This window comes from Paranoxybacillus vitaminiphilus, assembly GCF_003259935.1.
GTDB lineage: Bacteria > Bacillota > Bacilli > Bacillales > Anoxybacillaceae > Paranoxybacillus > Paranoxybacillus vitaminiphilus.
Genome location: NZ_QLMH01000002.1, coordinates 112,097 through 137,578, shown reverse-complemented (window position 1 = coordinate 137,578; position 25,482 = coordinate 112,097). Strand labels below are relative to the sequence as shown.

General features: G+C 43.5%; 28 protein-coding genes. 27 read left to right on the top strand and 1 reads right to left on the bottom strand.

Annotation, left to right across the window (positions count from 1 at the left end; translation table 11 throughout):
- Position 1 precedes the first annotated feature (1 nt).
- The 20 genes from aroB (at position 2) to ypjB (ending at position 18,741) form a co-directional block, all read left to right on the top strand.
- A complete protein-coding gene (gene aroB, locus B0I26_RS03155) occupies positions 2–1,093 on the top strand; it encodes a 3-dehydroquinate synthase (protein WP_111644021.1) in 1,092 nt (363 codons plus the stop codon).
- A 15-nt stretch (positions 1,094–1,108) separates the two neighbouring features.
- The gene (gene aroH, locus B0I26_RS03150) at positions 1,109–1,489 is read left to right on the top strand and encodes a chorismate mutase (RefSeq protein WP_111644020.1); all 381 of its coding nucleotides are present in this window, start codon (positions 1,109–1,111) and stop codon (positions 1,487–1,489) included.
- A 297-nt stretch (positions 1,490–1,786) separates the two neighbouring features.
- Positions 1,787–3,307, top strand: coding sequence for an anthranilate synthase component I (trpE, locus tag B0I26_RS03145; protein ID WP_409991405.1), 1,521 nt, complete (start codon positions 1,787–1,789; stop codon positions 3,305–3,307).
- Positions 3,300–4,331: an anthranilate phosphoribosyltransferase gene (trpD, locus tag B0I26_RS03140; protein WP_111644018.1), complete on the top strand. Its 1,032-nt coding sequence runs from the start codon at positions 3,300–3,302 to the stop codon at positions 4,329–4,331. Before trpE ends, trpD begins: the two co-directional genes overlap by 8 nt.
- Complete coding sequence (gene trpC, locus B0I26_RS03135) at positions 4,313–5,089, top strand: indole-3-glycerol phosphate synthase TrpC (RefSeq protein ID WP_111644017.1); 777 nt, start codon at positions 4,313–4,315, stop codon at positions 5,087–5,089. The genes trpD and trpC overlap by 19 nt, the downstream gene beginning before the upstream one ends.
- Positions 5,073–5,723, top strand: a complete 651-nt coding sequence (locus B0I26_RS03130) for a phosphoribosylanthranilate isomerase (RefSeq protein WP_111644016.1) — start codon at positions 5,073–5,075, stop codon at positions 5,721–5,723. Before trpC ends, B0I26_RS03130 begins: the two co-directional genes overlap by 17 nt.
- Positions 5,707–6,918, top strand: a complete 1,212-nt coding sequence (trpB, locus tag B0I26_RS03125; protein ID WP_111644015.1) for a tryptophan synthase subunit beta — start codon at positions 5,707–5,709, stop codon at positions 6,916–6,918. The genes B0I26_RS03130 and trpB overlap by 17 nt, the downstream gene beginning before the upstream one ends.
- Positions 6,919–6,925: 7 nt before the next feature.
- Positions 6,926–7,696: a tryptophan synthase subunit alpha gene (gene trpA / locus B0I26_RS03120; RefSeq protein WP_220084967.1), complete on the top strand. Its 771-nt coding sequence runs from the start codon at positions 6,926–6,928 to the stop codon at positions 7,694–7,696.
- Positions 7,697–7,711: 15 nt separating this feature from the next.
- On the top strand, positions 7,712–8,809 hold the full coding sequence (gene hisC, locus B0I26_RS03115) for a histidinol-phosphate transaminase (RefSeq protein ID WP_111644013.1): 1,098 nt from the start codon (positions 7,712–7,714) through the stop codon (positions 8,807–8,809).
- 157 nt (positions 8,810–8,966) lie between these two features.
- Positions 8,967–10,070, top strand: a complete 1,104-nt coding sequence (locus B0I26_RS03110; protein ID WP_111644012.1) for a prephenate dehydrogenase — start codon at positions 8,967–8,969, stop codon at positions 10,068–10,070.
- A 24-nt stretch (positions 10,071–10,094) separates the two neighbouring features.
- Positions 10,095–11,384, top strand: coding sequence for a 3-phosphoshikimate 1-carboxyvinyltransferase (gene aroA, locus B0I26_RS03105; protein WP_111644011.1), 1,290 nt, complete (start codon positions 10,095–10,097; stop codon positions 11,382–11,384).
- A 263-nt stretch (positions 11,385–11,647) separates the two neighbouring features.
- Complete coding sequence (locus tag B0I26_RS03100) at positions 11,648–12,562, top strand: hypothetical protein (RefSeq protein WP_111644010.1); 915 nt, start codon at positions 11,648–11,650, stop codon at positions 12,560–12,562.
- Between the two features lie 5 nt (positions 12,563–12,567).
- Positions 12,568–13,827, top strand: coding sequence for a tetratricopeptide repeat protein (locus B0I26_RS03095; RefSeq protein ID WP_111644009.1), 1,260 nt, complete (start codon positions 12,568–12,570; stop codon positions 13,825–13,827).
- Between the two features lie 91 nt (positions 13,828–13,918).
- Complete coding sequence (locus B0I26_RS03090) at positions 13,919–14,461, top strand: ReoY family proteolytic degradation factor (protein ID WP_111644008.1); 543 nt, start codon at positions 13,919–13,921, stop codon at positions 14,459–14,461.
- Between the two features lie 164 nt (positions 14,462–14,625).
- A complete protein-coding gene (locus B0I26_RS03085; protein WP_111644007.1) occupies positions 14,626–15,081 on the top strand; it encodes a YpiF family protein in 456 nt (151 codons plus the stop codon).
- Positions 15,082–15,228: 147 nt separating this feature from the next.
- Positions 15,229–15,738 carry a QcrA and Rieske domain-containing protein gene (locus B0I26_RS03080; protein WP_111644006.1) on the top strand — a complete coding sequence of 170 codons (510 nt, stop codon included), beginning with the start codon at positions 15,229–15,231 and terminating at the stop codon, positions 15,736–15,738.
- Between the two features lie 3 nt (positions 15,739–15,741).
- Positions 15,742–16,416: a menaquinol-cytochrome c reductase cytochrome b subunit gene (gene qcrB / locus B0I26_RS03075; RefSeq protein WP_111644005.1), complete on the top strand. Its 675-nt coding sequence runs from the start codon at positions 15,742–15,744 to the stop codon at positions 16,414–16,416.
- 54 nt (positions 16,417–16,470) lie between these two features.
- Positions 16,471–17,238 carry a menaquinol-cytochrome c reductase cytochrome b/c subunit gene (locus tag B0I26_RS03070; protein WP_111644004.1) on the top strand — a complete coding sequence of 256 codons (768 nt, stop codon included), beginning with the start codon at positions 16,471–16,473 and terminating at the stop codon, positions 17,236–17,238.
- 76 nt (positions 17,239–17,314) lie between these two features.
- The gene (gene lhaT / locus B0I26_RS03065; protein ID WP_111644003.1) at positions 17,315–17,896 is read left to right on the top strand and encodes a lipoprotein heptaprenylglyceryl N-acetyltransferase LhaT; all 582 of its coding nucleotides are present in this window, start codon (positions 17,315–17,317) and stop codon (positions 17,894–17,896) included.
- Positions 17,897–17,955: 59 nt separating this feature from the next.
- Positions 17,956–18,741 carry a sporulation protein YpjB gene (gene ypjB / locus B0I26_RS03060; RefSeq protein WP_111644002.1) on the top strand — a complete coding sequence of 262 codons (786 nt, stop codon included), beginning with the start codon at positions 17,956–17,958 and terminating at the stop codon, positions 18,739–18,741.
- Positions 18,742–18,881: 140 nt separating this feature from the next.
- Here ypjB and B0I26_RS03055 read toward each other — a convergent pair whose 3' ends face one another.
- Positions 18,882–19,754, bottom strand: a complete 873-nt coding sequence (locus B0I26_RS03055) for a YitT family protein (protein ID WP_111644001.1) — start codon at positions 19,752–19,754, stop codon at positions 18,882–18,884.
- Positions 19,755–19,889: 135 nt separating this feature from the next.
- On the opposite strand from B0I26_RS03055, the gene B0I26_RS03050 reads away from it, so the two are divergent.
- Genes B0I26_RS03050 through B0I26_RS03020 form a run of 7 tightly spaced genes read left to right on the top strand, consistent with a single transcriptional unit; the run spans position 19,890 to position 25,473 of the window.
- Entirely contained in the window at positions 19,890–20,228 is a 339-nt protein-coding gene (locus B0I26_RS03050; protein ID WP_111644000.1) for a nucleotide pyrophosphohydrolase, read from the top strand.
- A 7-nt stretch (positions 20,229–20,235) separates the two neighbouring features.
- Positions 20,236–21,036 (top strand): 4-hydroxy-tetrahydrodipicolinate reductase, encoded by an 801-nt coding sequence (dapB, locus tag B0I26_RS03045; RefSeq protein WP_111643999.1) that lies wholly within the window; start codon positions 20,236–20,238, stop codon positions 21,034–21,036.
- Positions 21,037–21,050: 14 nt separating this feature from the next.
- Positions 21,051–21,461 carry a methylglyoxal synthase gene (gene mgsA, locus B0I26_RS03040; protein ID WP_111643998.1) on the top strand — a complete coding sequence of 137 codons (411 nt, stop codon included), beginning with the start codon at positions 21,051–21,053 and terminating at the stop codon, positions 21,459–21,461.
- 1 nt (position 21,462) lies between these two features.
- Entirely contained in the window at positions 21,463–22,179 is a 717-nt protein-coding gene (gene bshB1 / locus B0I26_RS03035) for a bacillithiol biosynthesis deacetylase BshB1 (protein ID WP_111643997.1), read from the top strand.
- Positions 22,176–23,312, top strand: a complete 1,137-nt coding sequence (gene bshA, locus B0I26_RS03030; protein WP_111643996.1) for an N-acetyl-alpha-D-glucosaminyl L-malate synthase BshA — start codon at positions 22,176–22,178, stop codon at positions 23,310–23,312. Before bshB1 ends, bshA begins: the two co-directional genes overlap by 4 nt.
- On the top strand, positions 23,309–24,526 hold the full coding sequence (locus B0I26_RS03025; protein WP_111643995.1) for a CCA tRNA nucleotidyltransferase: 1,218 nt from the start codon (positions 23,309–23,311) through the stop codon (positions 24,524–24,526). The genes bshA and B0I26_RS03025 overlap by 4 nt, the downstream gene beginning before the upstream one ends.
- Positions 24,484–25,473 (top strand): biotin--[acetyl-CoA-carboxylase] ligase, encoded by a 990-nt coding sequence (locus tag B0I26_RS03020; protein WP_111643994.1) that lies wholly within the window; start codon positions 24,484–24,486, stop codon positions 25,471–25,473. Before B0I26_RS03025 ends, B0I26_RS03020 begins: the two co-directional genes overlap by 43 nt.
- Positions 25,474–25,482 lie beyond the last annotated feature (9 nt).

Genomic DNA, 25,482 nt, shown 5'->3' with positions numbered 1-25,482 from the left:
AATGGAACAAATTGCAATTGAAACGAAATCAAAGCGCTATTCCTTAGTTTTAGGGGACGGAGCCCTTCAGCTTTTGCCGCAGCAGCTCAAAGCTTTGCCGAGGAGTATATCGAATATTTTGATCGTTACTGATGAAATTGTAGAAAAGCTTTATTTATCAAAGCTTGTTTCCATTTTAAGCGATGAATATAAAATCTATACCCATACTGTCCCGAGTGGAGAAAAAGCCAAATCATTCGAACAGTATTACGCATGCCAAAGCGCTGCGCTTACATACGGACTTGACCGCGATTCTGTGATTATCGCATTCGGAGGCGGCGTTGTCGGAGACTTGGCGGGGTTTGTCGCCGCCACTTTTATGCGCGGTATCCGATACATCCAAGTGCCGACAACACTTCTTGCCCATGACAGTGCTGTCGGCGGCAAGGTGGCGATTAATCATCCGCTCGGCAAAAATATGATTGGTGCGTTTCATCAACCTGAAGCCGTTATTTATGACATTTCTTTGCTAAAATCGCTTCCGGAAAAAGAGATGCGTTCCGGCTTTGCCGAAGTGATCAAACATGCGCTCATTAAAGATGCGGACTTTTATCACTGGCTGAAGGAGCATATACGCAACCTCAATGACTTGCAAGGAGAAAAATTGCAATATTGCATTAAAAAAGGGATTCAAATTAAAGCGGACATTGTTCGTGAAGATGAGAAGGAAACAGGCATTCGCGCCCATTTAAATTTCGGCCATACGCTCGGCCACGCGCTTGAAAGCGAGCTCGGATACGGTTCGATTACGCACGGAGACGCTGTCGCATTAGGTATGCTATTCGCGATTTGGTTGAGTGAGAAGGAATATGATACATTGGGTTATCGCGAATTTGTTTCGTGGTTTGAACGCTACGGCTTTCCGATTTCAATTCCGAACCATTTGGAAGCAGCGCGTCTTCTTGAAAAAATGAAGAGCGACAAAAAAGCCAAGGCAGGGAATGTTCATATGGTACTGCTAAAGGATATTGGTCATGTACAAATAAAACCATTTGAAAATCAACAATTACTTGCCTTCATTCAACAATTTTCGCAATTACAATCAATGAAATAAGAAGGGGGGATAAAGATGCTCAGGGGAATAAGGGGGGCAACAACGGTTGAGCGTAACGAGGAATTAGAGATTACACAAGCAACGGAAGAACTATTGCGGGAAATGATTAAAGCAAATGATGTAAAAGCAAGCGATGTTGCTTTTGTACTGATTTCGGCGACGGATGATTTAACGGCAGCGTTCCCGGCCAAAGCGCTGCGCAATATTGAAGGCTGGACATACGTACCTGTTATGTGCATGAGGGAAATTCCTGTTCCTCATTCATTGCCGCGTTGTATTCGCGTCATGATGACAGTGAACACAACGAAGCGGCAGGAGGAAATACGCCACATTTATTTGCGCGAGTCGGTACAGCTTCGGCCAGATTTGTCATTGACAGGAAAAGAGAAACTATAATATTATTAAACTTAAATGAATCATTAGTTAAGTAAGATGAGTTGAGAATAGACGAGAATGAGTGAGTTTAGTTGAGGTGAGCAGAGGACGTTTTGCATATTTTTGAGGCTTTGTCCTGCAGGGAGCTGACCTCGCTCACAATACACAATATAGGAGACATTTCCCTAACATGAACATGCTATGCGGTATATTGTGGTTGCGGGGTCTGCTCCTTTGTTTTTGAGACAGCCTCTTATTTGATTTCCCCTTTCAACCCTCTAAACCCTCATTCTCCGTCCACGAAAAATGGAGGAGAGAATGATGACGATTTCCGCGTTTTTAGAAGATGCTTCACGCTTTCAAACGATTCCAATCATTCGCCGGTTTTTTGCCGATGTACTCAACCCGCTGCAAATGTTCGAAAATTTGCAGGAGGAAGCGGTCTTTTTGCTAGAAAGCAAAGATGAACAATCCCCATGGTCGCGCTATTCGTTTATCGGCCTGTCTCCCTTTATGACAATCGAGAACATAGACGGTACGTTATTTTCTGTCGTTGGCAGCCAAGGTGAAACGCTCTTAAAAACGACAACGTTGCAAGAAGCGTTTTTATTTGTCAAACAGGAATTAAATATCAAACCGATTGAATCGGAAGTTCCGTTTAGCGGCGGGGCAGTCGGGTTTTTAAGTTATGATATCATTTCCTCAATCGAAAAAATACCGCGTCACCCGCATGATGATTTAATGCTTAAAAAAGCGCATTTTCTGTTTTGTGAGTCGCTCATTGCGTTTGACCATATGAAAAGAGAGCTCATTATTTTTCACTATGTGAGATTGTCTCCGCATGACACAAAACAAACCATTATCCAAAAGTACGATGAAGCGGTGAAAAAAGTAAACGAGCTGATGAAAAAGGTTGCTCAAGGCTTTACGCAACAAATTTTACCGATTTTTTATGAGGAACAAGAGGTAAAGGTAACGTTTGCTGAAATCGCCTCGACGTATACGAAAGAAGAGTTTATTCGCGCTGTGGAAAAGGTGAAAAACTATATTGCCAGCGGTGATATTTTCCAGGCGGTGTTGTCGCAGCGCTTTACCATTCCTATCCGCATCAATGGCTTTCAATTATATCGCATGCTGCGGCAGGTTAATCCGTCACCATATATGTTTTATATCCGGATGGACGGTTTTGAAATTGTAGGGAGCTCTCCAGAAAAATTAATTCAAGTGCAAAACCGTCATATTGAAATTCATCCGATCGCCGGAACGCGAAGAAGGGGGACGACCGAAGAAGAAGATCGCTATTTTGCTGATGAACTGATGAACGATCCGAAAGAGAAGGCGGAGCATTATATGTTAGTTGATTTAGCGCGAAATGATATTGGAAGAGTAGCAAAATACGGCACAGTAAAGACGCCGGTTTTAATGAAGATTGGGAAATTCTCACACGTTATGCACCTTATTTCCAAAGTGACAGGAGAATTACGGGAAGACACTCATCCTATTGAGGCGTTGCTCGCTGCTTTTCCGGCGGGAACCGTCAGCGGTGCACCAAAGGTAAGAGCGATGCAAATCATTAACGAACTTGAGCCGACAGCGCGGAATTTATATGCGGGAGCGATAGCGTATATCGGGTTTGATGGAAACATCGATTCATGCATTGCCATTCGCACGGCCATTGTGAAAGACGGCTATGCTTATATCCAGGCGGGGGCCGGCATTGTCGCTGATTCAGTGCCGGAATTAGAATGGAAAGAAACGCATAATAAAGCCAGTGCGGTCATCAAAGCGATTATTCTAGCGGAGCAATTGTTTCAACAAAAGGGGGAGGCTTATGTTTAAAGAATTGTTAGCGAAATGCATTGAAGGGAATACGTTAACGGAAAGCGAAGCATATGAAGCGATGGTGGCGATTATGTCAGGGAAAGCAACAGCCAGTCAAATTGCCAGTTTTTTATCGATCTTGCGTTTGCGAGGCGAGACAGTTGATGAATTAACAGGACTGGTAAAAGGAATGCAAAGCCACATGGTGACGGTCGAATATGACGAAGATGTGATCGATACGTGCGGTACAGGCGGAGACCAGGCTTCTACCTTTAATATTTCTACAGCCGCAGCCATCGTTGCTTCATCGCTTGGAGTCAAAGTAGCCAAACACGGGAACAGAGCCGTATCATCGAAAAGCGGCAGCGCGGACGTTTTGGAAGAGCTGCAAATGGATATTCAGACGACTCCGGAGGAAGCGAAAAAGGCTCTTCAGGAAAAAGGACTCGCTTTTTTATTTGCCCCGCTGTATCATTCGGCGATGAAACATGCTGCCGTACCGCGAAAAGAAATTGGTTTCCGCACCGTTTTTAACTTGCTTGGACCGATGGCGAATCCTGCTAAGTGCAAACGGCAAGTTATCGGTGTTTATTCAACTAGCTATGCGGAAAAAATGGCCCATACGCTAAAAAAGCTTGGTTCTGAACATGTCGTTCTCGTTACCGGCCGGGATGGCTTAGATGAATGCAGTATTGCTGCTCCTACCGATATCGTTGAATTAAAAGACGGCAACATTTACCGTTTTGTGCTAACTCCAGAAGACGTCGGGCTGCCTAGAGGGGAGCTGCGCGATATTCAAGTGCAAACCGTTAAGGAAAGCGCCCAATTATTAAAGGAAGTTTTACACGGAAGGGCGAACGAGAGTGCCATCAACATCGTCAGCATCAATGCGGGAATCGCGCTGTATGTAGCAGGGAAAGTCAACTCGATACGCTCGGGAACCGAAATGGCAAAAGAAGCGATTGCTAGCGGAAAAGCGTTATTCCATTTTCAACGTTTACAAATAAAAGAGAGGGAGAAAACATGCTTGAACAAATTTTAGAAACAAAAAGAAAAGAAATCGAGACGCTTATCTTGCCGCCGCAAAACGATGTCAAAAGGATATCGTTTATCAGTGCGTTAACACATTCTAAGCGGAAACCGGCTCTCATTGCTGAAGTGAAAAAAGCCTCTCCATCTAAAGGAGTGATTCGCCCAAATTTTGAGCCTGTGACCATTGCTAAGGCATATGAACAAGCGGGAGCTGCGGCGATTTCCGTTCTCACCGACCAGCGGTATTTCCAAGGACATCGCGATTACTTAATACAGATTAAGCAAGCGGTTCAAGTTCCGATTTTACGCAAAGATTTTATTATCGAGCGAAAGCAAATCGAAGAAAGCGTGCGAATCGGGGCAGATGCCATCCTTTTAATCGGCGAGGCACTGGAGGCGAAAAAGCTTTACGAACTTTATGAAGAAGCCTATGAAAAAGGACTAGAGTGTCTCGTTGAAGTTCATGAACGAGATACATTAGAACAAATTTTATCCGTGTTTACTCCTAAAATCATCGGCGTTAACAACAGAAATTTAAAAACGTTTGAAACATCGCTCCATACAACAAAAGAAATGGCCCAGCTGCTTCCAAAAGAAAGTTTGTTTGTCAGTGAAAGCGGTATTAGCAGTTATAAAGATATACAAACAGTAAGGGAATACGGGGCGGATGCCGTTTTAGTCGGGGAGTCGCTTATGAAAAAAGAAAATGTCATGTTGGCGGTTCGTGAACTATTCGGCGAGGTGAACGGCATTGTCGGTACTTCTTAAATATTGCGGCCATCGTTCACTTGAAGATTTGCAAACAAGCGCCGGCAGCCGCGCGCATTATCTTGGGCTTATTTTTGCACAAAGCAAGCGTCAAGTGCAGCCGGGCGAAGTGAAAGAATGGCTGAAAACGGTGCCGTTAAACGGGAAAAAACTCGTCGGGGTTTTTGTCAATGCTTCCGTTGCCGAAATTATGCATGTTGCGAAAGAAGTACCGCTCTCGATTATTCAATGTCACGGTACAGAGACACCGGAGCAAATCATCCAAATAAAAAAAGCGGCCCGTTTGCCCGTCTGGAAAGCGATTCATCATAGCGAAGAGGCACTGGAGCAAATGAAGCATTTTGCCGGCATAGCAGACGGATATATTATCGACAGCAAAGTGAAAGGAGAATGGGGTGGTACTGGAATCTCATTTAATTGGGAGTTTGTTCCGTCTTATCTTTTCGAAGCAGAAAGACAGGGAGTCCGTTGTTTTATTGCCGGCGGCGTCCATCCGGACAATATTGAGGAATTATTGCGTTACCGGCCGCATGGCATTGATATAAGCAGCGGCATTGAAGAGCGCGAAAAGAAAAATAAACGAAAAATACAATGGATCGAGGAGAAGGTGGGAAAATATGAGAGCTGTTCCTGATGAGAGAGGTCGATTTGGAGATTTTGGCGGCAAGTTCGTTCCGGAAACATTGATGCTTCCGCTTGAAGAAATTGAAAGAGAATTAACAAAAGCGTTGGCAGATGAACGTTTTATGAACGAATATTTGCAAGTTTTGCGTGAATATTCAGGAAGACCGACCGCGTTAACGTTTGCGAAAAATTTAACAGAAACATTCAACGGAGCAAAAATTTATTTTAAACGCGAGGACTTAAATCATACGGGTGCACATAAAATCAACAATGCGATTGGGCAGGCACTGTTGGCAAAACGAATGGGCAAGAAAAAAATTATTGCCGAAACAGGAGCGGGACAGCACGGGGTGGCAGCAGCGACTGTAGCGGCAAGATTCGGTATGGAATGCATCGTTTTTATGGGAGAAGAAGATGTAAAAAGGCAGGAGCTGAATGTGTTCCGCATGAAATTGCTTGGTGCAGAAGTTGTTTCCGTTGCAAGCGGCAATAAAACATTAAAGGATGCGACAAACGAAGCGATTCGCTACTGGGTACAGCATTGTGACGACCATTATTATATGATTGGTTCCGTTGTTGGTCCGCATCCATATCCGTTGATGGTGAGGGAGTTTCAAAAAATTATTGGCGAGGAAGCAAAGCGGCAATTTCTCGAGCGGGAAGGAAAACTCCCTGACGTAGTCGTTGCCTGCGTCGGCGGCGGCAGCAACGCGATTGGCATGTTTTATCCATTTTTAGAAGACGATGTTGTCCTTGTCGGTGTTGAAGCAGCTGGAAAAGGAATTGATACTTCTTATCACGCGGCCACGATCACCAAAGGAACAAAAGGAGTGATTCACGGTTCTTTAACTTACCTTTTACAGGATGAGCATGGACAAATTGTCGAACCTTACTCGATTTCCGCCGGGCTTGATTATCCTGGTGTTGGTCCTGAACATGCTTATTTGGCAAGCACGGGGCGAGTGCAGTATGAGAGCATTACTGATGATGAGGCATTGGCGGCTTTGCAGTTAACGGCACAAGCAGAAGGAATCATCCCGGCGATTGAATCGGCTCATGCGTTGGCAAAAGCGTTTCAAATCGCTAAGGAACAGCCAAAAGAAGCGGCGGTGCTTGTCTGCCTTTCAGGACGCGGTGATAAAGATGTCCAGACAGTGATGAACTACTTGCAAGGAGGGGAACGTGTTGAAGTTACCAACTGCTAATAAAACAATGTTTATTCCGTTTATTGTCGCCGGCGATCCGCATCCGAGCGTGACGGTAGAGTTAGCGTTAGCGCTGCAAAACGCCGGTGCTTCTATTCTTGAACTTGGTGTTCCGTATTCTGATCCGCTGGCGGATGGACCGATTATTCAAAGAGCCGCCCAGCGCGCTTTAAAGCATGACATGACGCTGAAAAAAGCGATCGAACTCGTCCCGCTCATGCGAAAAAGAGGAGTGCAAATTCCAATTATTATCTTTACGTATTATAATCCTGTGTTACAATTAGGAGAAGAATACTTTTTCGCTTTAGCGCAAAAAAACAATGTAGATGGTGTTCTTATTCCGGATTTGCCATTCGAAGAAAGCGGGCATATACGTCAGCTGAGCGCACAATCGGGTCTTTCGTTTATTTCATTAGTTGCACCGACTTCGAAAAAAAGAATTGAAAAAATTGCCTCCCAGGCGCAGGGGTTTTTGTACTGTGTCTCTTCATTGGGGGTTACAGGAATACGTGACAAACTGCCTAATGAGCTTTACGAGTTTTTGGAAGAAGTGAAAACCCATAGCAGTGTCCCAGTTGTTGTCGGCTTTGGCATTTCAAGGAGCGAACAGGTTCAAGCATTGAAAGAACATTGTGACGGTATTGTCATCGGCAGCGCTCTTGTGCAAAAGATTGAACAGTTAGCCGATTGTTTGCTGCAGGAGAAGACAAGAAAAGATGCCTTAATACAATTTCAACAGTATGCTCAATCGTTAGTTGAGCCTTTAAAACGTGAATGAGATGAGGTGAACAACGTGAAAGTGAAAAGTCAACTTTTGCAATTAACTCCATACAAACCGGGAAAACCAATCGAAGAAGTAAAGAAAGAATACGGTTTCGAAAAAGTTATCAAACTGGCATCGAACGAAAACCCATATGGTTCTTCGCCAAAAGCAAAAGAGGCGATTTTGCAATCATTAAATGATTTAGCGATATATCCTGACGGCTATTCCCGGGCTCTGCGCGAAAAATTGGCTAAACATTTGGGAGTCAATGAAACGCAGATTATTTTCGGCAATGGTTCCGATGAGGTTGTGCAAATCATTTGCCGCGCCTTTTTGGAAGCGGGAACGAATACGGTGATGGCTACGCCGACCTTCCCGCAATATCGGCATAATGCAGTGATTGAAAATGCGGAAGTTCGCGAAATTCCGCTTGTCCATGGCAATCACGATTTAGAAAGCATGCTTCAAGCGATCGATGAGAATACGCGCGTCGTTTGGATTTGCAACCCGAACAATCCGACAGGTACATATGTGCGGGAACATGAGCTTTTATCGTTTTTAGAAAAAGTTCCGAAACATGTTCTTGTCGTTGTCGATGAAGCTTATTACGAATATGTGCAGGCGGAAGATTATCCACAAACGGTTCCGCTTTTAAACGAATATGACAATTTAATGATTTTGCGTACGTTTTCGAAGGCGTACGGCTTGGCAGCCCTCCGTGTCGGCTACGGCATTGCCGGCGAAACGTTAATTCGACAAATGGAACCGGCGCGCGAACCGTTTAACACGTCAGTGCTCGCCCAAGCGGCAGCCTTAGCGGCGTTGGATGATCAGGAGTTCATTAAAGATTGCGTGGAGAAAAACAAACGGGGGTTGGAACAATTTTATCGTTTTTGCGATGAACATCAGCTTAAATACTACTATTCTGAAGGAAACTTTATTTTAATCGACTTTGGCATTGAAGGAAATGAAGTGTTCCAATATTTGTTAGAAAGAGGTATTATCGTCCGCTCAGGGAACGCTCTTGGTTTTCCAACTTCGGTAAGAATTACGATCGGTACAGAAGTACAGAACAAGGAAATATTGGCAGCATTAACAGCGATGTTGAAGGAAAAACAGCTTGTGTAAGTGCACAAGCGGTCGAGGCTGATCAAAACGAAAAGTGTCAGACTCCGCGCAACACTATATATAGGACAGAACAATAAGCTATATATGGTGGAATGTGCGTAAGGTCAGATATTATGGGTCATCCTCGATCAGTGCTTTAAAGAAGAAGGTGAATAGTTTGAAAGGCAACGTAGTGATTATCGGTCTTGGGCTGATTGGCGGTTCCATTGCTTTAGCCATAAAAAAAGAGCACCCGGAAGCACGGGTAATCGGTTATGATGTGAAGGAAGAGGAGGCAGAATTAGCGCGCTCTTTAAAAATTATTGATGAAATCGCCTCTTCTTTTGAAGAAGCAATCACCGAAGCGGATTTGATTGTTTTAGCAACCCCGGTGATGCAGACAGAAAAAATTTTAGTGGAAATAAGCGGTTTTCATTTTAAAGAAAATGTCATTATTACCGATGTCGGCAGTACGAAGCAACGAATTGTTGAACATGCGGGCAAGCTGTTAAAACGGGGGATTGCCTTTATTGGCGGGCACCCGATGGCAGGTTCGCATAAAAGCGGTGTTGTGGCGGCAAAAGTTCATTTATTTGAAAACGCCTTTTATATTTTAACGCCGACAGAAGATGTTCAAGAAGTCCAAGTGGACAAATTAAAAGAGTGGCTGAAAGGAACGAAAGCGCGGTTTGTTGTGCTTTCGCCGAAAGAACATGATCGAATTACCGGAGTGATCAGCCATTTTCCGCATATTATTGCTGCTAGCCTCGTTCATCAGGCACAGCGGTACGAACGGGAAAATGAGCTTGTCAGCCGGCTTGCTGCCGGGGGATTCCGCGACATTACGCGAATCGCTTCAAGCAATCCGGGAATGTGGCGCGATATTTTATTACATAATCGGGAAGAATTGCTGCAGCTTTTTGATGTTTGGCTGCAGGAAATGAGCATTGTTCGTTCTTTTGTTGAAAAAGGAGATAGTGAACAAATTTATAATTATTTTGCTGAAGCAAAGCAATTTCGCGATGGTCTGCCAATCCGCGCGAAAGGCGCGATTCCTTCCTTTTACGATTTGTATGTTGATGTTCCTGATTATCCGGGAGTTATTTCGGAAATTACAGGCTATTTGGCAAAAGAGCGTATTAGCATTACAAATATCCGCATTATTGAAACGAGAGAGGAAATTTATGGGGTTCTTCGTTTAAGTTTTCAAACGGAAGAAGACCGTGCCAAGGCGAAACAATGTATTGAAACATATACAACGTATAAAACATATGAAGTCTAATGTCTAATAAGGAGAGAGAAAGCTATGAAACCATTGCGGACAAATGTTTCATCGCTGCGGGGGACAATTGAGGTTCCCGGTGATAAATCGATTTCCCATCGCGCTGTCATGTTCGGGGCGATTGCCAATGGCACGACGACCATTTCTAATTTTTTAGCCGGAGAAGACTGCTTAAGTACGATTGACTGTTTTCGCAAATTAGGAGTTTCGATTACACAAAACGGCAGTGAAGTCGTTGTTGAAGGAAAAGGGATCAGCGGTTTACAGGAACCAACGGAAATTTTAAACGTCGGCAATTCCGGCACGACAACGAGACTTTTACTTGGCATTTTAGCGGGATGCTCGTTTCATGCCTGCTTAATTGGCGATGAATCGATTGCGAAGCGGCCGATGGCAAGAGTGACGAACCCGTTAAGAGAAATGGGCGCGAAAATTGACGGACGGGAGCACGGCAATTACACACCGCTGTCGATCCGCGGCGGAAATTTACAAGCGATTCGTTATACATCTCCGGTAGCAAGTGCCCAGGTAAAATCAGCGATCTTGCTGGCCGGACTTATGGCAGACGGTACGACGACGGTCATCGAGCCGCATAAATCACGCGATCATACAGAAAGAATGTTAAAGGCGTTCGGCGGAGAAGTCGTTGTGGATGGGCTGACTGTATCTGTAACAGGGAAACAGCAGTTGACAGGTGCCGACATTGACGTACCCGGCGATATTTCATCTGCCGCATTTTTCTTAGTTGCTGGTGCGATTGTGCCAAATAGTGAAATTACATTAAAAAATGTAGGGTTAAATCCAACGCGGACAGGGATTATCGATGTGCTTAAGCAGATGGGAGCGGACATTGCCATCGAAAATGTTCGAAACGAAGAAAGCGAACCGATGGGGGATATTACCGTTCGTACATCTGAACTTAAGGGGATCGAAATCGGCGGCGAGCTCATTCCGCGCTTAATTGACGAAATTCCAATCATTGCCTTGCTCGCGACGCAGGCGGAAGGGACAACGGTTATTAAAGATGCCAGCGAACTGAGAGTGAAGGAAACGGACCGCATTGCTACGGTCGTTTCCGAGTTAAGCCAATTAGGTGCTGATATTGAAGCGACTGAAGACGGAATGAGGATTCGCGGAAAAACGAAACTAAAGGCAAATCATATGGTTGTTGACAGCTACGGCGACCATCGAATCGGCATGATGTTGGCCGTTGCCGCATGCATAACGGAAGGCGAGCTCACACTTAACCGATCCGAAGCGATTGCCGTTTCTTATCCAAGCTTTTTTGAGCATTTGCAGCTGTTAATAAAATAGACTATTTTCGTAAACATTGCTGCTTTTCACGCTATAGCGTGACATAACAAGCGTATATAGCTTGCCTATGACAGTCGAAAAGCTGCGCAACAAATTTTTAAAAAAAGAGCTATAAAATAAGACGGTGTAATTTTTCATGGTTCGCCGGCAATAAACATACCTCATCTTTAAATGATGAGGTATTTTATATTTTCACAAATTCATAGTTTTCCCTTTTTCATCATAGCTTGTCTTAAGGACAAATATGATGGGGGGATGTAAACGTGCCGTATATTATCGAGCAGGCAAATGTATTAAAAAATAATAAGGTGGAATGTTGTTCGTTAGTGATTGACGACAACCGCATTGACTATATGAGCAGGAAAATCTCCCGCTATCATTTCATTCGCATGCCTGTGGACGAATTTGTGTTAACAGCGGGATACGTGATGCTTGACTTTTCGTTTCAGAAGCAAAGAACGTTTGAACAATTTAAACAATATGTGCAGCAGCATTTTATTTCCCGAGGCTGTACAACATTGCTGGCTGTCTGTGATGTCCGTTATGAAAAGCAGTTGCCAAAAGCGCTGCAGCAATTGCGGCAGCAGCTGCTCAACAGCCCGATTGATTATTTTATTGGTGTAAAAATTCCGCTTCGCACCTTAACGCCGTCATTTGTACGGGAGTGCAAACGCTGCAAAATTCCGGTCATCTTTATTGAATTGGATGGGGAGGAAAATTTGGCAAACGTGCCTTGGTATTGGATTTACGAGGCGCTATCTCCCTATTTTCTTGCCTTTTCTCCGCATTGGAAAAGCCAGCGAGCTTTATCGTTGCAGCAAAAACAATGGAGGCAAGTTTTAAAGGAACATAAAATTCCGTTTATTCCATTTTCGCTAAAAGAACGTACGCCGCTTTCATTAGAGGTGTTAAAAAAAATCGGCATTTACCCGCAAAAAGGAGATATCCGCATCGGCGGCGAAGTAGATTATAACTTGTATGAACACATGCCAACAAGCCATTTAGTTGCCGAAAAGCCGATTGTCGATTATGATAATCATGTTCCAACGATTACGGTTCATAAAGGGAGATTGTTAAAAGCAGGAGAGCAAATCTATTTTTATCCCGGTTTTGGCAAAGAATGCGTTGTTCGTGCCCCGGGAATGTTTGCCGCACATTTTGATGAAAGAAAGGGTTAGCGAGAATGATGCCGATTGAGAAACTCGTTCGTCTTGTCGAAAACGGAGAAATTGAGAAAGCTCTTAAATTAATACCAAAAGTAAAAGCGGAATGCAGCGATGAAGAAAAATATATGTTAGCGGAACATCTTTTTTCATGGGGGCTCCTTCCTGAAGCGCGCGATATTCTTGAAGAGCTGTCTTGCCGCTATCCTGATGAAGGAGATATTTTATTGTTTTTAGCAGAGATTTATACGGAGCTTGACGAAGAAGACAAAGCGATTGATATTTTAGCAGAAATTGATGAAAACGATCCGATCTATCCCCGTGCCTGCCTGCTTGCCGCTGACCTTTATCAAATGCAGGGACTGGATGAGGTAAGCGAGCGTAAACTGCTTCTTGCCTACGAACAACTGCCGGATGAGCCAATTATTCAATTTGCTCTCGGAGAATTTTATTTAACAAAAGGAGAATACCAAAAGAGCGTTGAATTTTATAAAAAGGTATTAGAAAAAGAAACGGCGCTTGCCGGCACCTCTATTTCGCAGCGTCTCGCGGAAGCATTAAGTTTATCCGGCCGGTTTGAAGAAGCGCTTCCGTATTATGAAGAAGCGTTGAAAGAAAAGCTGGAAATTCATACGCTGTTTGGCTACGGATTTACCGCGTTTCAAGCCGGCTATTACCAAACGGCGATTGAAAAGCTGAAAGATCTTAAAGAGTTAGATGCAGAATATGTGCCATTGTATTTATATTTGGCAAAAGCATATGAGCATGAGGGTGATTTGCAAAAAAGCTATGACACAGCAAAAGAAGGCTTGAAAGTAGATGAATGGAATAAAGAATTGTTGTTGTATGCCGGCAAAATTGCTCTGAAACTTGGAAAGCCGGATGAAGCAGAAGAACATTTACGCGCAGCGGTTCATGTTGATTCGGGATACTTGGAGGCGCTCTTGACATTGACGAAGCTACTCTTGCATCAGGAACGCTACGAAGATGTCGTCGCTTGCATCGAAGAAGCGATGAAGCAGGGTGAGTATGACCCGCAGTTTGAATGGGATTTAGCGCGGGCAAAACATCAGCTAGAAATGTATTCCGATGCATTAAAACATTACCAAGAAGCATATACTTTCTTTAAGAACGAAGTCGATTTTCTTGAGGAATATGCGTATTTTCTCATCGAGGAAGGAAATCGCAAAACAGCGAAGCAATTGTTTGAACAAATTTTGCAAATCGATCCGACCCATACGGAAGCGGCAGAAATGGTTCTCCAACTGGAAGAAGAATGAGAAAAGCGGTTGCAGGCATTGGAAAAGCAGAAATCGAATAGTCAAAGCATATACCTCTTTCTTATTGAAAATATAGAGGAGGGAAGCGGAATTGACGACCCATGTATCCGTAAATGAAAAAAAAGAGTTTATCCGTTGGTTTTTGAGCAATTATCAGCTGAAAAGGCGTGAATGTGTTTGGATCTTAAACTATTTAATGAGCCATGATCAGCTGATGCAAAAAGTGCATTTTGTGGAAAAAGCGCAATACTGTCCGCGCGGAATGATTATGTCAACACATTGTGTTGATGATGTACCGTTTCGTTTTTATAAGGAAAACGTCATGACGACAGATGCGGAAAAGTCATTCCATGATATCCGCTTAAATCGGGATGAGGATATTTACATTCAGCTGAACTTTCGAGCTTCCTTCCATTCTCCGCAATATGTAGCTGTGCTGGAGGAAAATCCGTATATCCCGAAACATTTACAAGTCAATGAAAAAGATCAAATTTTGGCGGAGCAATTTTTAGAGAAATCGATACAAAATTTTCAAAAAGAAAAACTGATGAAATTAATTGATGAAGCGCTTGACCGCGGTGATGAGCAGGAATTTAAGCGTTTGACGGATCAATTGAAGCGCTTATGGGGATGACCGTAAAGCAAAGTGTCAGCCCCAACAACCATCATATGCAGGACATAATGAAAACACGATATATGGTGAATTACGCGTGAGGTCAGACACTTTTGGGTCAACCTCTTCTTTTTTGTGTTAAAATGGTTAAGATGAAATTCACTAAATCAGAGGAGAGAACAGACATGAAATGGACGGCGAAAGATGTTGAAGTCTATTTGCAAGAAAAAGAATATATAGATACAGCTGTGATTCCGCTTATTCCGCTGACATTGGAAAAAAACGTAAAGTCCATTGCTTCGATGGGAGAGTTTGTGCAAATCATCGTAGGCGAGCTTGAAAGACAATTTAAAGGAAGAGTGTTTTTATTGCCGCCGTTTACATATTTCACATCAGAAAGCATGGAAGAAAAAATCAAGCGGATTGCCGATTGGACAAGCCAGTTAACAGCGAACGGAATGAAGCATATTTTTTATGTGACGTCCGATACGGAGTGGAAAGCAGGAGAAGCTAGTTTGCCGGGCACGCTTCTTTGGCTGCCGTCGATTCCGCTTGAGCATATGGACGAAAAATATAAGCAGCAAATCGTGATGGATCAAACTTCGCAACTGATGAATTTATTAATTTCGAAGTGGTCATAAGCAAAAAATTGTCATAACGTGATAGCGGTTACAGCAACGAGAATATTGACCTTGTCGATTTCTTGAGATATCATTAGAATGTCCTAGTTTTATATGTGTTATGCTATTGTCCGGATGGACTTAACTTTATATAGAGGGGGGAAAACAATGAGCGAGAATAAGCATCGGGTTTCGAGACGGCAGTTTTTAAACTACACCTTAACTGGCGTTGGCGGATTTATGGCTGCGGGGATGTTGATGCCGATGGTTCGTTTCGCATTGGATCCAATCTTAAAGGAAGAAGCGGGAACTGAGATGGTTGCTGTTGCCCAAGTGAAAGATATTACGACAGAGCCGCAACGCTTCGACTTTAAAGTAAAGGTAAAAGATGCGTGGTATGAATCTGAAGAGCCAAAATCCGCGTGGGTGTACAAAGATGACAAAGGAGAAATTGTTGCACTTTCTCCGGTGTGCAAACACTTAGGATGTACAGTCAACTGGAACGGTGATAAAGGGAATCCAAACCGTTTCTTCTGTCCTTGCCACTATGGTTTATATGAAAAAGATGGCACAAACGTTCCAGGAACGCCGCCTATATATCCATTAGACCGTTATGAGCTAAAAGTGAAAGACGGTACGTTATACTTAGGTAAAGCGAAACCACGAGGGGAGGCGTAATACGTGTTAAATAAGATTTATGATTGGGTTGACGAGCGTCTAGATATTACGCCTTTGTGGCGGGATATCGCTGACCATGAAGTTCCGGAACATGTTAACCCTGCACATCATTTTTCGGCATTCGTTTACTGTTTTGGCGGATTAACGTTCTTCGTTACGGTCATCCAAATTTTATCCGGTATGTTTTTAACGATGTACTATGTTCCGGATATTAAAAACGCATGGGAGTCCGTTTATTACTTACAAAACGAAGTGGCATTCGGACAAATTGTACGCGGTATGCACCATTGGGGAGCAAGCCTTGTTATTGTAATGATGTTTTTACATACATTGCGTGTCTTCTTCCAGGGCGCATACAAAAAACCGCGTGAGCTAAACTGGATTGTCGGCGTGTTAATTTTCATGGTAATGATGGGGCTTGGTTTCACTGGCTATCTATTGCCATGGGATATGAAAGCGCTATTTGCGACAAAGGTAGGTTTGCAAATTGCTGAAGCGACACCGGTGATTGGTCCAACGATTAAAACATTATTAGCTGGTCATCCGGAAATCGTTGGTGCGCAAACATTAACGCGTTTCTTTGCGATTCACGTATTTTTCTTGCCGGCTGCGTTGCTTGGATTAATGGCAGCTCACTTCTTAATGATTCGTAAACAAGGTATTTCCGGTCCACTGTAAAAATTACGCTGTACGGTGTGCGTTAGCCTATGAGAAAAAGGAGGGGGACATGAAATGCATCGCGGAAAAGGGATGAAATTTGTCGGCGACTCCCGTGTTCCTGCTGAGCGAAAGCCGAATATTCCAAAGGATTATTCGGAATATCCTGGGAAGACGGAAGCGTTTTGGCCGAACTTCTTATTAAAAGAGTGGATGGTAGGTGCCGTATTTTTAATCGGCTTCTTATGCTTGACTGTTGCCCATCCATCACCATTAGAGCGTATCGCTGACCCAACGGATACGTCGTATATTCCGCTTCCGGACTGGTATTTCTTATTCTTGTATCAATTGTTAAAATACTCATATGCATCAGGTCCTTACACAGTCGTTGGTGCGATTATCATGCCAGGTCTTGCGTTTGGTGCGTTATTGTTGGCGCCATTCTTAGATCGCGGACCGGAGCGCCGTCCAACGAAGCGTCCTGTTGCGGTTGGAATGATGCTTTTAACGTTAGCTGCAATCGTCTTCTTAACTTGGGAATCTGTCGTGACTCACGACTGGGAAGCAGCAGCTGAACAAGGCAAGATTCGCGCGGAAGTGGAAATCGATAAAAATGCGGACGGCTACAAAATCGCCCAAGCGAATACATGTACGACATGTCATGGTGAAAATCTTCAAGGCGGTCCTGCAGCGCCATCGCTTGTCGGTACAGGCTTAAGCGCTGAGGAAGTAGCGAAGATCGCCAAAGACGGACAAGGCAGCATGCCAGGAGGTATTTTTAAAGGTACAGATGAAGAGTTAAAGAAGCTTGCAGAGTTTATTGCAGGTTTGAAAGCGGAATAATGCTACAAAAAGCTGGCTAGCTTATAGTCAGCTTTTTTGTTTACTTCCTGCATACTATTGGGAAAGTTGGTGAAATATGAGATTTATCTTTTCGCTGCTCATGCACCGTTCTGTTTTATGGCTTTTGCTGATGATGAACATATTGGGAACGATTTACGGATACATATGGTACGGAAGTCAACTATCAGAAACTCCGCTGAGGTTTCTGTTATTTGTACCGGACAGCCCGACGGCAAGTTTATTTTTTGTTTTTGTGCTCATTGCGTTTTTATTGGGGAGAAATTGGCCGCTTTTCGAAGCGCTGGCAATGGTGACTCTGTTTAAATACGGCATTTGGGCGGTTGTGATGAATTTGCTTGTTTGGAAAGTGACAGGAACGCTCGATTGGGTTGCCTGGATGCTCATTTTATCACACGCGGCAATGGCGCTTGAAGGAATATTGTATGCGCCGTTTTATCGAATCAAACTGCGGCACTTAGCATTTGCGGCCGTTTGGACATTGCATAACGATGTCATTGACTATGTTTTCCGCATGCTGCCGCGATACAGCATGCTCGATGAGTATATACCGCAAATTGGTTATTTTACCTTTTGGCTGAGCATTGTTTCGATTAGTATCACCTATTTTCTTTGCTTTCGTTTAAAGCGCGTAAAATAGAGGTCTACTCTTGTCCACCTCTTCATACATTGTTAGTAGGTAGCGGAGGAGGGACAAGAATGAAGAGAAAAACCTTCATATTCATTATGATTTTTATGATGTTATTTCCATATGTTGTATCTTCGCAAACAACAGATGATTGGAAAAAGCTAGATCAAATTTCCGATGAGGCGCTGCGACTGGCAAAAAACAAAAGATTTGAAGAAGCAAAACAAGTGTTAACTCATTTTTCTGAGGAGTTTTTTAAGCTCAATGCCCGTGAACGATTAAAGTCGATGGATGAACTTTATGTGGTTACAATTACTCATGAAAGCGCATTAAAAACCGTAACAGCTGCAACTTTACCAGCAGAAGAACGGGTGGAAGATGTGACCCGCTTTCGTCTTGTTATTGATGCGATTCGTTCTGATCATCAACCGCTTTGGTCGGAAATGGAACACTCGATTATGGCGGCATTTTATCGAATGAAAAAAGCAGTTGAAAACAGAAATATGCAAGCGTTTCAATCATCGTTTCAGCTGTTTTTAAATCAATATGAGATGATTGAACCGAGCGTGAAAATTGATGTTGCACCGGAACGGTTTAAACGTGTTGCTGCAAATATAGAGCTGTTAGAAGCACCGGCATTTTCCCGGCTCAGCCCTGACAGCCAATTAAAACAGCTTCTTCAGATGGAACAAGACTTGCAGGCACTATTTGACGGTGTGAAAAAAGATGAAGCCGATCCGTCATTATGGTGGGTCATCATTTCAACAGGAAGCATCATCATTTTAACATTAAGCTATGTTGGCTGGCGGAAATATCGCGGGGAAAAGGAAAAGAACAAATTACATGAGAAAGAATAAAAGAGGCTGTCCGATAAGCATCTGCCCTTATGCCGGCTATGGTTATGAAGCGGCATCGTTATGAGGTCTGACACTTTGTGTTTTGAGACAGCCTTTGTTTATTATATTTTTCTACCTAAGCGGCGATAGGCGGGAGAGATTCAATGTTCAAGCGGACGTTTATTTTCATCTAAAGTAAAACCTTCTCCCAATACATCATGCACGTCGCTTACGGCAACGAAAGCATGTGGATCAACGGATATAATGACACTTTTTAAGCGGGAAAGTTCATTTTTCGCAACGACGCAATAAAGGACATCACGTTCACGCTTTGTGTAAGAACCTTGTCCTTTCAATATCGTTACGCCACGGTCCATTTCATTCATAATTTTTTCGGCGATCTCATTACTTTTTTCGGAAATGATTGTCGCCCCTTTTGCCGCATAACCGCCATCCTGCATAAAATCGATGACACGGGCGGCAACAAATACAGCAACGAGCGTATACATCGCTTCGCGGTAGGAAAGGTATAAAATCAGGGATAACGTAATGACGACCGCATCAAACACAAACATCGTCTTGCCCATGCTGATGCCTTTATATTTATACACGAGCCTTGCAATAATATCAACGCCGCCAGTCGTTCCACCGTAGCGGAAAATAATCCCGAGACCGATTCCGATAAATACACCGGCAAATAGCGCGGCCAATGTTAAATCGTGTTTTAAAGGCATATGAATCGCATAGCGCTGGAAAATCCAAAGAAAAACAGATAAGCTGACCGTACCAATAACGGTATATAAAAAGGCGTTACGGCCTAGCAATTTCCAGCCGATCAGAAACAGTGGAATATTCAACGCTAAATTCGTATAGGAAGGATCCCATTGAAACAAGAAATAAAGAAGAAGAGTAATCCCGGTAAAGCCGCCTTCAGCCAAATTGTTTTGCATATTAAAATGAACGAGTCCGAAGGCAAAAATAGCAGCACCAAGCAAAATAAAGAAAATGTTTTTTATTTTTAATCCGAAAATCATAAAGACCTCCTTGTACATGAAGAATAGTCGGCGCCCTTAATTATAGAGGAAGTTATCGTTGCAGGCAACGAACGTAGAAAACATTTGTCAAAGTCGCTCGTTTTGGCTAACATGAAAGAATGAGAGGTGACATAAATGTCAGAAAAAACAATGAGACAAATGCAGGAAGAAGTCGATGCATACATCAGCCAATTTAAAGAGGGTTATTTCAGTCCGCTTGCGATGCTCGCAAGGATGACGGAAGAATTAGGGGAGCTGGCACGGGAAATTAACCATTATTATGGTGAAAAGACGAAAAAGAAATCGGAAAAAGAAAAAACGATTGAAGAAGAAATGGGAGATTTGCTGTTTGTGCTGATTTGTTTTGCCAACTCTCTTCATATTGACCTTCAACAAGCTCATGATTTAGTGATGGAAAAATTCAACACAAGAGATAAAAATCGCTGGACAAGAAAAGAAGAGGGAAAGGAGTAGACGGTTTATGAAAACAATCAAAATTGTTGTGGCCGGCCCGCGCGGAAGAATGGGACGGGAGGCGGTATCATTAGTACATAACACGGAACATTTTCAGTTAGCGGCGGTAATTGACCGCATGAACGATGGACAAAGCCTTTCTGCTGTAGACGGCTTTTCCGGAATTGATGTTCCGATTTATACGGACATCGAGCGCTGTTTTCAAGAAGTAAAGCCGGATGTATTAATTGACTTAACGACTCCGGAAGTCGGAAAAAAACATACAGAATTGGCCTTGCATTACGGTGTTCGTCCCGTCGTCGGCACAACAGGATTTACAAAAGAAGATTTAGCGCGGTTAACAGAGCTGGCAGAAGATAAAGGAATTGGTGCGATCATCGCGCCAAACTTTGCTGTCGGCGCCATTTTAATGATGAAATTTGCACAAATGGCAGCGAAATATTTCAACGATGTTGAAATTATTGAGCTCCACCATGATCAAAAATTAGACGCGCCGTCAGGTACAGCTGTGAAAACAGCGGAACTTATTTCTATGGTCAGACCTTCCAAAAAGCAGGGGCATCCGGAAGAAAAAGAAACATTAGAAGGTGCAAGAGGCGCAACGTATGATGGGATTCCGATTCATAGTGTACGCCTGCCGGGACTGATTGCCCATCAAGAAGTCATTTTTGGCGGAAATGGACAAGCATTAACGATTCGCCATGATTCATTTCATCGGGCATCGTTTATGTCAGGGGTTAAACTTTCCGTGGAGACAGTGATGAAATTGAATACACTTGTCTATGGATTGGAAAATATTATTGAATGATAGGAGAGGAGAAGATGAAAATCGCGCTCATTGCCCATGACAAAAAGAAGGCGGATATGATTCAGTTCGTGATTGCTTATAAAGCTATTTTGGAAAAGCATGAATTATATGCAACGGGAACGACAGGCTTGCGCATTCATGAAGCGACAGGCTTGCCAATCCATCGCTTTCAGTCCGGACCGCTCGGAGGCGATCAAGAAATTGGCGCAATGATTGCACAAAACAAGATGGATATGGTCATCTTTTTCCGCGATCCGCTCACCGCACAGCCGCATGAACCAGATGTGAGCGCATTGATTCGTCTATGTGATGTATATTCCATTCCGCTTGCGACGAACATGGGCACAGCGGAAATATTAATCAAAGGCTTAGAGCGCGGCGATTTCGCGTGGCGAAAAATTATCAATGAAAAACAAGGTGAATGACATGAACGATCGTTCATTACATATATTGGCCTTTGGTGCTCATCCTGATGATGTCGAAATCGGGATGGGCGGCACGATCGCAAAATATGCGCGCAAAGGCTATAAAATCGGAATTTGTGATTTAACATTGGCGGAACTTTCATCAAATGGAACCGTCGAACGGCGGCAGCAGGAAGCCAAAGAAGCAGCTGATATATTAGGAGTGACAGAGAGAATTAATCTGCGGCTTCCGGATCGCGGCTTGCTAAAAAATGAGGCATTCATCAATAAAATTGTTTCCGTTATTCGCGAGTATCGTCCGAGCCTCGTGTTTGCCCCTTACTGGGTGGACCGTCATCCGGATCACGGAAATTGTGCGGCGCTTGTTGAAGAAGCGGTGTTTTCTGCTGCGATTCGCCGCTATGAGGATGAAAGAGGCTTGCCGGCCCATCGCGTCAAATCATTGTATTTTTACATGATTAACGGTTTTCAGCAGCCAAGTTTTCTTGTTGATATAAGTGATGTGATCGAACTGAAATTAGCTAGCTTGCGTGCCTATAAAAGCCAATTCGAAAAGACGGCCGATTCAGTGGACACACCGCTGACAAACGGTTATATCGAAACAGTGGAAAGTCGTGAGCGGTTATTCGGCAAAGAAGCAGGCGTTTCGTTTGCCGAAGGATTTATTTCTAAAAAACCGATTTTAATTTCAGACGATTTATTAGGAGAGATGAAATGAAACTAAAAATTGGCATTGTTTGTTATCCAACGGTTGGCGGCTCCGGTGTCGTCGCCACGGAATTAGGAAAGCTCCTTGCTGAACGGGGACATGAAATTCACTTTATTTCATCAAGCATGCCGTTTCGATTAAACAAAGTGTACAGCAATATTTACTATCATGAAGTGAGCGTCAATCAATATTCTGTCTTTCAATACCCGCCGTACGATTTGGCGCTCTCAAGTAAAATCGCCGAGGTGGCGAAGCGGGAAAAACTGGATTTATTGCACGTTCATTATGCGGTGCCTCATGCGGTTTGTGCTGTGCTTGCCAAACAAATGGTCGGAGAACATCTCAAAATTGTGACGACATTGCACGGAACAGATATTACTGTGCTCGGCTATGACCCTTCATTGAGCGAAATCATAAAGTTTGGAATTGAACAGTCGGATGTGGTGACGGCTGTGTCCAATGCGCTTGTACAGCAAACGTATGAGCTTCTTGAGGTCAACAAAGAAATTGAGACGGTTTATAATTTTGTTGATGAGCGTGTTTATCACAAAAAAGATGTTCAATATTTGAAAGAACAATACGGCATTCGCCCTGAAGAAAAAGTCGTGATTCACGTTTCAAATTTTCGCCATGTCAAGCGCGTGCCGGATATTGTCAAGGCGTTTCACCTTATTCAAAAGGAAATACAAGCGAAGCTCCTTCTTGTCGGTGACGGGCCGGAAATGATCGTTGTTTGCCGTCTCGTGAAAGAGCTGGGATTAAAAGATAAAGTGCTGTTTTTAGGAAAGCAGGAAAACCTTGAAGAGTTGTATTCCATAAGTGACGTAAAACTTCTTTTATCGGAAAAAGAAAGTTTCGGCCTCGTTTTATTAGAAGCGATGGCATGCGGTGTTCCATGTGTCGGAACGAAAATAGGGGGAATCCCTGAAGTGATTGAGGATGGAAAAACAGGGTATCTTTGCGAGCTGGGAGCTGTTGAAGAAGCAGCGGAAAAAACGCTGTGCATTTTGAAAGACTCTCAGCTTCATGCCTATATGGCTGGCGAGGCGCTGAAAAAAGTATATGAAAAATTTCATTCCGAACGAATTGTGTCGCAGTATGAGTTGATTTATCATCGCATTATTGAAGGTGTGAAGCCATGAAACAACCTTTTGCCAAAGCGTTATATATCATCAAACAATTGAAAGCACATGGTCATGAGGCTTATTTTGTTGGCGGGGCGGTACGCGATTTTTTACTGCGCCGCCCGATTGGCGATGTCGATATTGCTACTTCTGCGCTTCCTGAAGAAGTGATGCGCATTTTTCCAAAAACGATCGGCGTCGGAGTGGAGCACGGCACTGTCATGGTTCTCCATGAAGGAACTCCGTATGAAGTCACAACGTTTCGCACAGAAGGAAAGTATGAAGATTATCGCCGCCCTGAATCTGTGACATTTGTCCGTTCACTTCATGAAGATTTAAAACGGCGCGATTTTACAATGAACGCAATCGCTATGAATGAACACGGACAAATGATTGATCCGTTTGCCGGGCAGGAAGCAATAAAAAGGAAAATGATTCAAACGGTCGGCGACGCGAAGGCGCGGTTTTCTGAAGATGCGCTGCGCATGATGCGGGCGCTTCGATTTGTCAGCCAGCTCGGATTTTATTTAAGCGAGGAAACAAAAGAAGCGATTCAAGAACTTGCTCCGCTTCTTTCCCATATTTCTGTGGAACGGATTACCGTTGAGTTTGAAAAATTATTGCAAGGTGCCTATAGCCAAGAAGCGCTTGCGTTGTTAGTGGAAACGAATTTATATAAGTACATGCCGGGGCTTTCCGAAAAACGAGAGCAGCTTGAACAGCTTGCTTCATATAATTGGACGCTCTTAACGGAACGGGCCGAATATTGGGGGTTGTTTGCATATTTGCTCGACGTGAAGCAAACGTTAATTCCATTTTTGCGCCTTTGGAAGCTGCCAAATCAACTTATAAAAGATGTACAGGCGATTTTAAACATCTTGGCAGAAATGAAACAAAACAACGATTGGACAAAAGAGAAGCTGTACCGCTACGGTTTAACATATGCTTTATCTGCGGAAAAAATTCGTTCTTTGTTAAGCGGGGAAAAAGCTGACAGCAACATGGCAAAGCTAAGGCAGCTGTTTGCTTCGCTCCCTATTAAAGAGCGAAAGGAGTTAGCGATTAACGGAAACGATTTAATGAAATGGTTTAATAAACAAGGCGGACCTTGGGTGGCGGAAATGCTGATGTTTGTGGAAAGCGCCGTTATTTCTGGGGAGATCGAAAATAATGCTGAGCAAATAAGGGGGTGGCTGGCGCAGTGCAATCGGAAACTCGAAGAAAACTATTAGAGTTGTTTTCACAGGCAAAAGGCGATTTTATTTCCGGCCAAAAAATCAGTGAAATATTGGGCTGTTCACGGACAGCGGTATGGAAACATATTGAAGATTTGCGAAAAGAAGGATTTGAGTTAGAAGCGGTACGCCGCCGCGGCTACCGCATTATAAAAACTCCTGATAAAATTACAGCCAACGAAATTCAGTTTGGCTTAAAGACGGAAGTATTAGGGCGTCATATTTATTTTGAAGAAGAAGTCGATTCGACGCAAAAAATTGCTCATAAGCTCGCCTACGAAGGAGCTCCGGAAGGGACGCTCGTTGTTGCAGAACTGCAAAAGGCAGGGCGCGGACGGTTAAATCGAACATGGTTTTCTCCGAAAGGAACGGGGATATGGATGAGTTTAATATTACGTCCGCCCATTCCGCCGCAAAAGGCACCTCAACTAACTTTGCTAACCGCTGTTGCGATTTCACAAGCGATTCAAGAGGTGACAGGACTTGTTCCTGATATAAAATGGCCGAATGATATTTTAATGAATGGAAAAAAGTGTGTCGGCATCTTAACGGAACTTCAAGCAGAGCTAGATCAAGTTCGGTCTGTTATTGTCGGAATGGGCGTGAATGTGAATCATCAACTGTCAGAGTTTCCTGAAGAAATCCAATCGGTCGCCACTTCACTAGCAATCGAAAAAGGAAGTCCAATCAAGCGGGCCGAATTAATTCAAGAAATCTTGTTCAAATTCGAAACTTTGTATCACCAATATTTACAGCATGGTTTTTTGCCTATTAAGCTTCTCTGGGAAGGGTATGCGATTAGCATTGGGAGAGAGGTTGTTGCCCGTACGCTTCACGGCAATGTAAAAGGAAAAGCGCTTGGGATTACCGATGAAGGCGTGTTAATGCTTGAAGCAGCTGATGGAACGATTCATTATATTCATTCTGCCGATATTGAACTATAAAAAATATAG

Coding starts and splice junctions, on each gene's coding strand:
- aroB (WP_111644021.1), top strand. CDS start 2: ATGGAACAAATTGCAATTGAAACGAAATCAAAGCGCTATTCCTTAGTT.
- aroH (WP_111644020.1), top strand. CDS start 1,109: ATGCTCAGGGGAATAAGGGGGGCAACAACGGTTGAGCGTAACGAGGAA.
- trpE (WP_409991405.1), top strand. CDS start 1,787: ATGATGACGATTTCCGCGTTTTTAGAAGATGCTTCACGCTTTCAAACG.
- trpD (WP_111644018.1), top strand. CDS start 3,300: ATGTTTAAAGAATTGTTAGCGAAATGCATTGAAGGGAATACGTTAACG.
- trpC (WP_111644017.1), top strand. CDS start 4,313: ATGCTTGAACAAATTTTAGAAACAAAAAGAAAAGAAATCGAGACGCTT.
- trpB (WP_111644015.1), top strand. CDS start 5,707: ATGAGAGCTGTTCCTGATGAGAGAGGTCGATTTGGAGATTTTGGCGGC.
- trpA (WP_220084967.1), top strand. CDS start 6,926: ATGTTTATTCCGTTTATTGTCGCCGGCGATCCGCATCCGAGCGTGACG.
- aroA (WP_111644011.1), top strand. CDS start 10,095: ATGAAACCATTGCGGACAAATGTTTCATCGCTGCGGGGGACAATTGAG.
- B0I26_RS03095 (WP_111644009.1), top strand. CDS start 12,568: ATGATGCCGATTGAGAAACTCGTTCGTCTTGTCGAAAACGGAGAAATT.
- B0I26_RS03085 (WP_111644007.1), top strand. CDS start 14,626: ATGAAATGGACGGCGAAAGATGTTGAAGTCTATTTGCAAGAAAAAGAA.
- B0I26_RS03080 (WP_111644006.1), top strand. CDS start 15,229: ATGAGCGAGAATAAGCATCGGGTTTCGAGACGGCAGTTTTTAAACTAC.
- B0I26_RS03070 (WP_111644004.1), top strand. CDS start 16,471: ATGCATCGCGGAAAAGGGATGAAATTTGTCGGCGACTCCCGTGTTCCT.
- lhaT (WP_111644003.1), top strand. CDS start 17,315: ATGAGATTTATCTTTTCGCTGCTCATGCACCGTTCTGTTTTATGGCTT.
- ypjB (WP_111644002.1), top strand. CDS start 17,956: ATGAAGAGAAAAACCTTCATATTCATTATGATTTTTATGATGTTATTT.
- B0I26_RS03055 (WP_111644001.1), bottom strand. CDS start 19,754: ATGATTTTCGGATTAAAAATAAAAAACATTTTCTTTATTTTGCTTGGT.
- B0I26_RS03050 (WP_111644000.1), top strand. CDS start 19,890: ATGTCAGAAAAAACAATGAGACAAATGCAGGAAGAAGTCGATGCATAC.
- dapB (WP_111643999.1), top strand. CDS start 20,236: ATGAAAACAATCAAAATTGTTGTGGCCGGCCCGCGCGGAAGAATGGGA.
- mgsA (WP_111643998.1), top strand. CDS start 21,051: ATGAAAATCGCGCTCATTGCCCATGACAAAAAGAAGGCGGATATGATT.
- bshB1 (WP_111643997.1), top strand. CDS start 21,463: ATGAACGATCGTTCATTACATATATTGGCCTTTGGTGCTCATCCTGAT.
- bshA (WP_111643996.1), top strand. CDS start 22,176: ATGAAACTAAAAATTGGCATTGTTTGTTATCCAACGGTTGGCGGCTCC.
- B0I26_RS03025 (WP_111643995.1), top strand. CDS start 23,309: ATGAAACAACCTTTTGCCAAAGCGTTATATATCATCAAACAATTGAAA.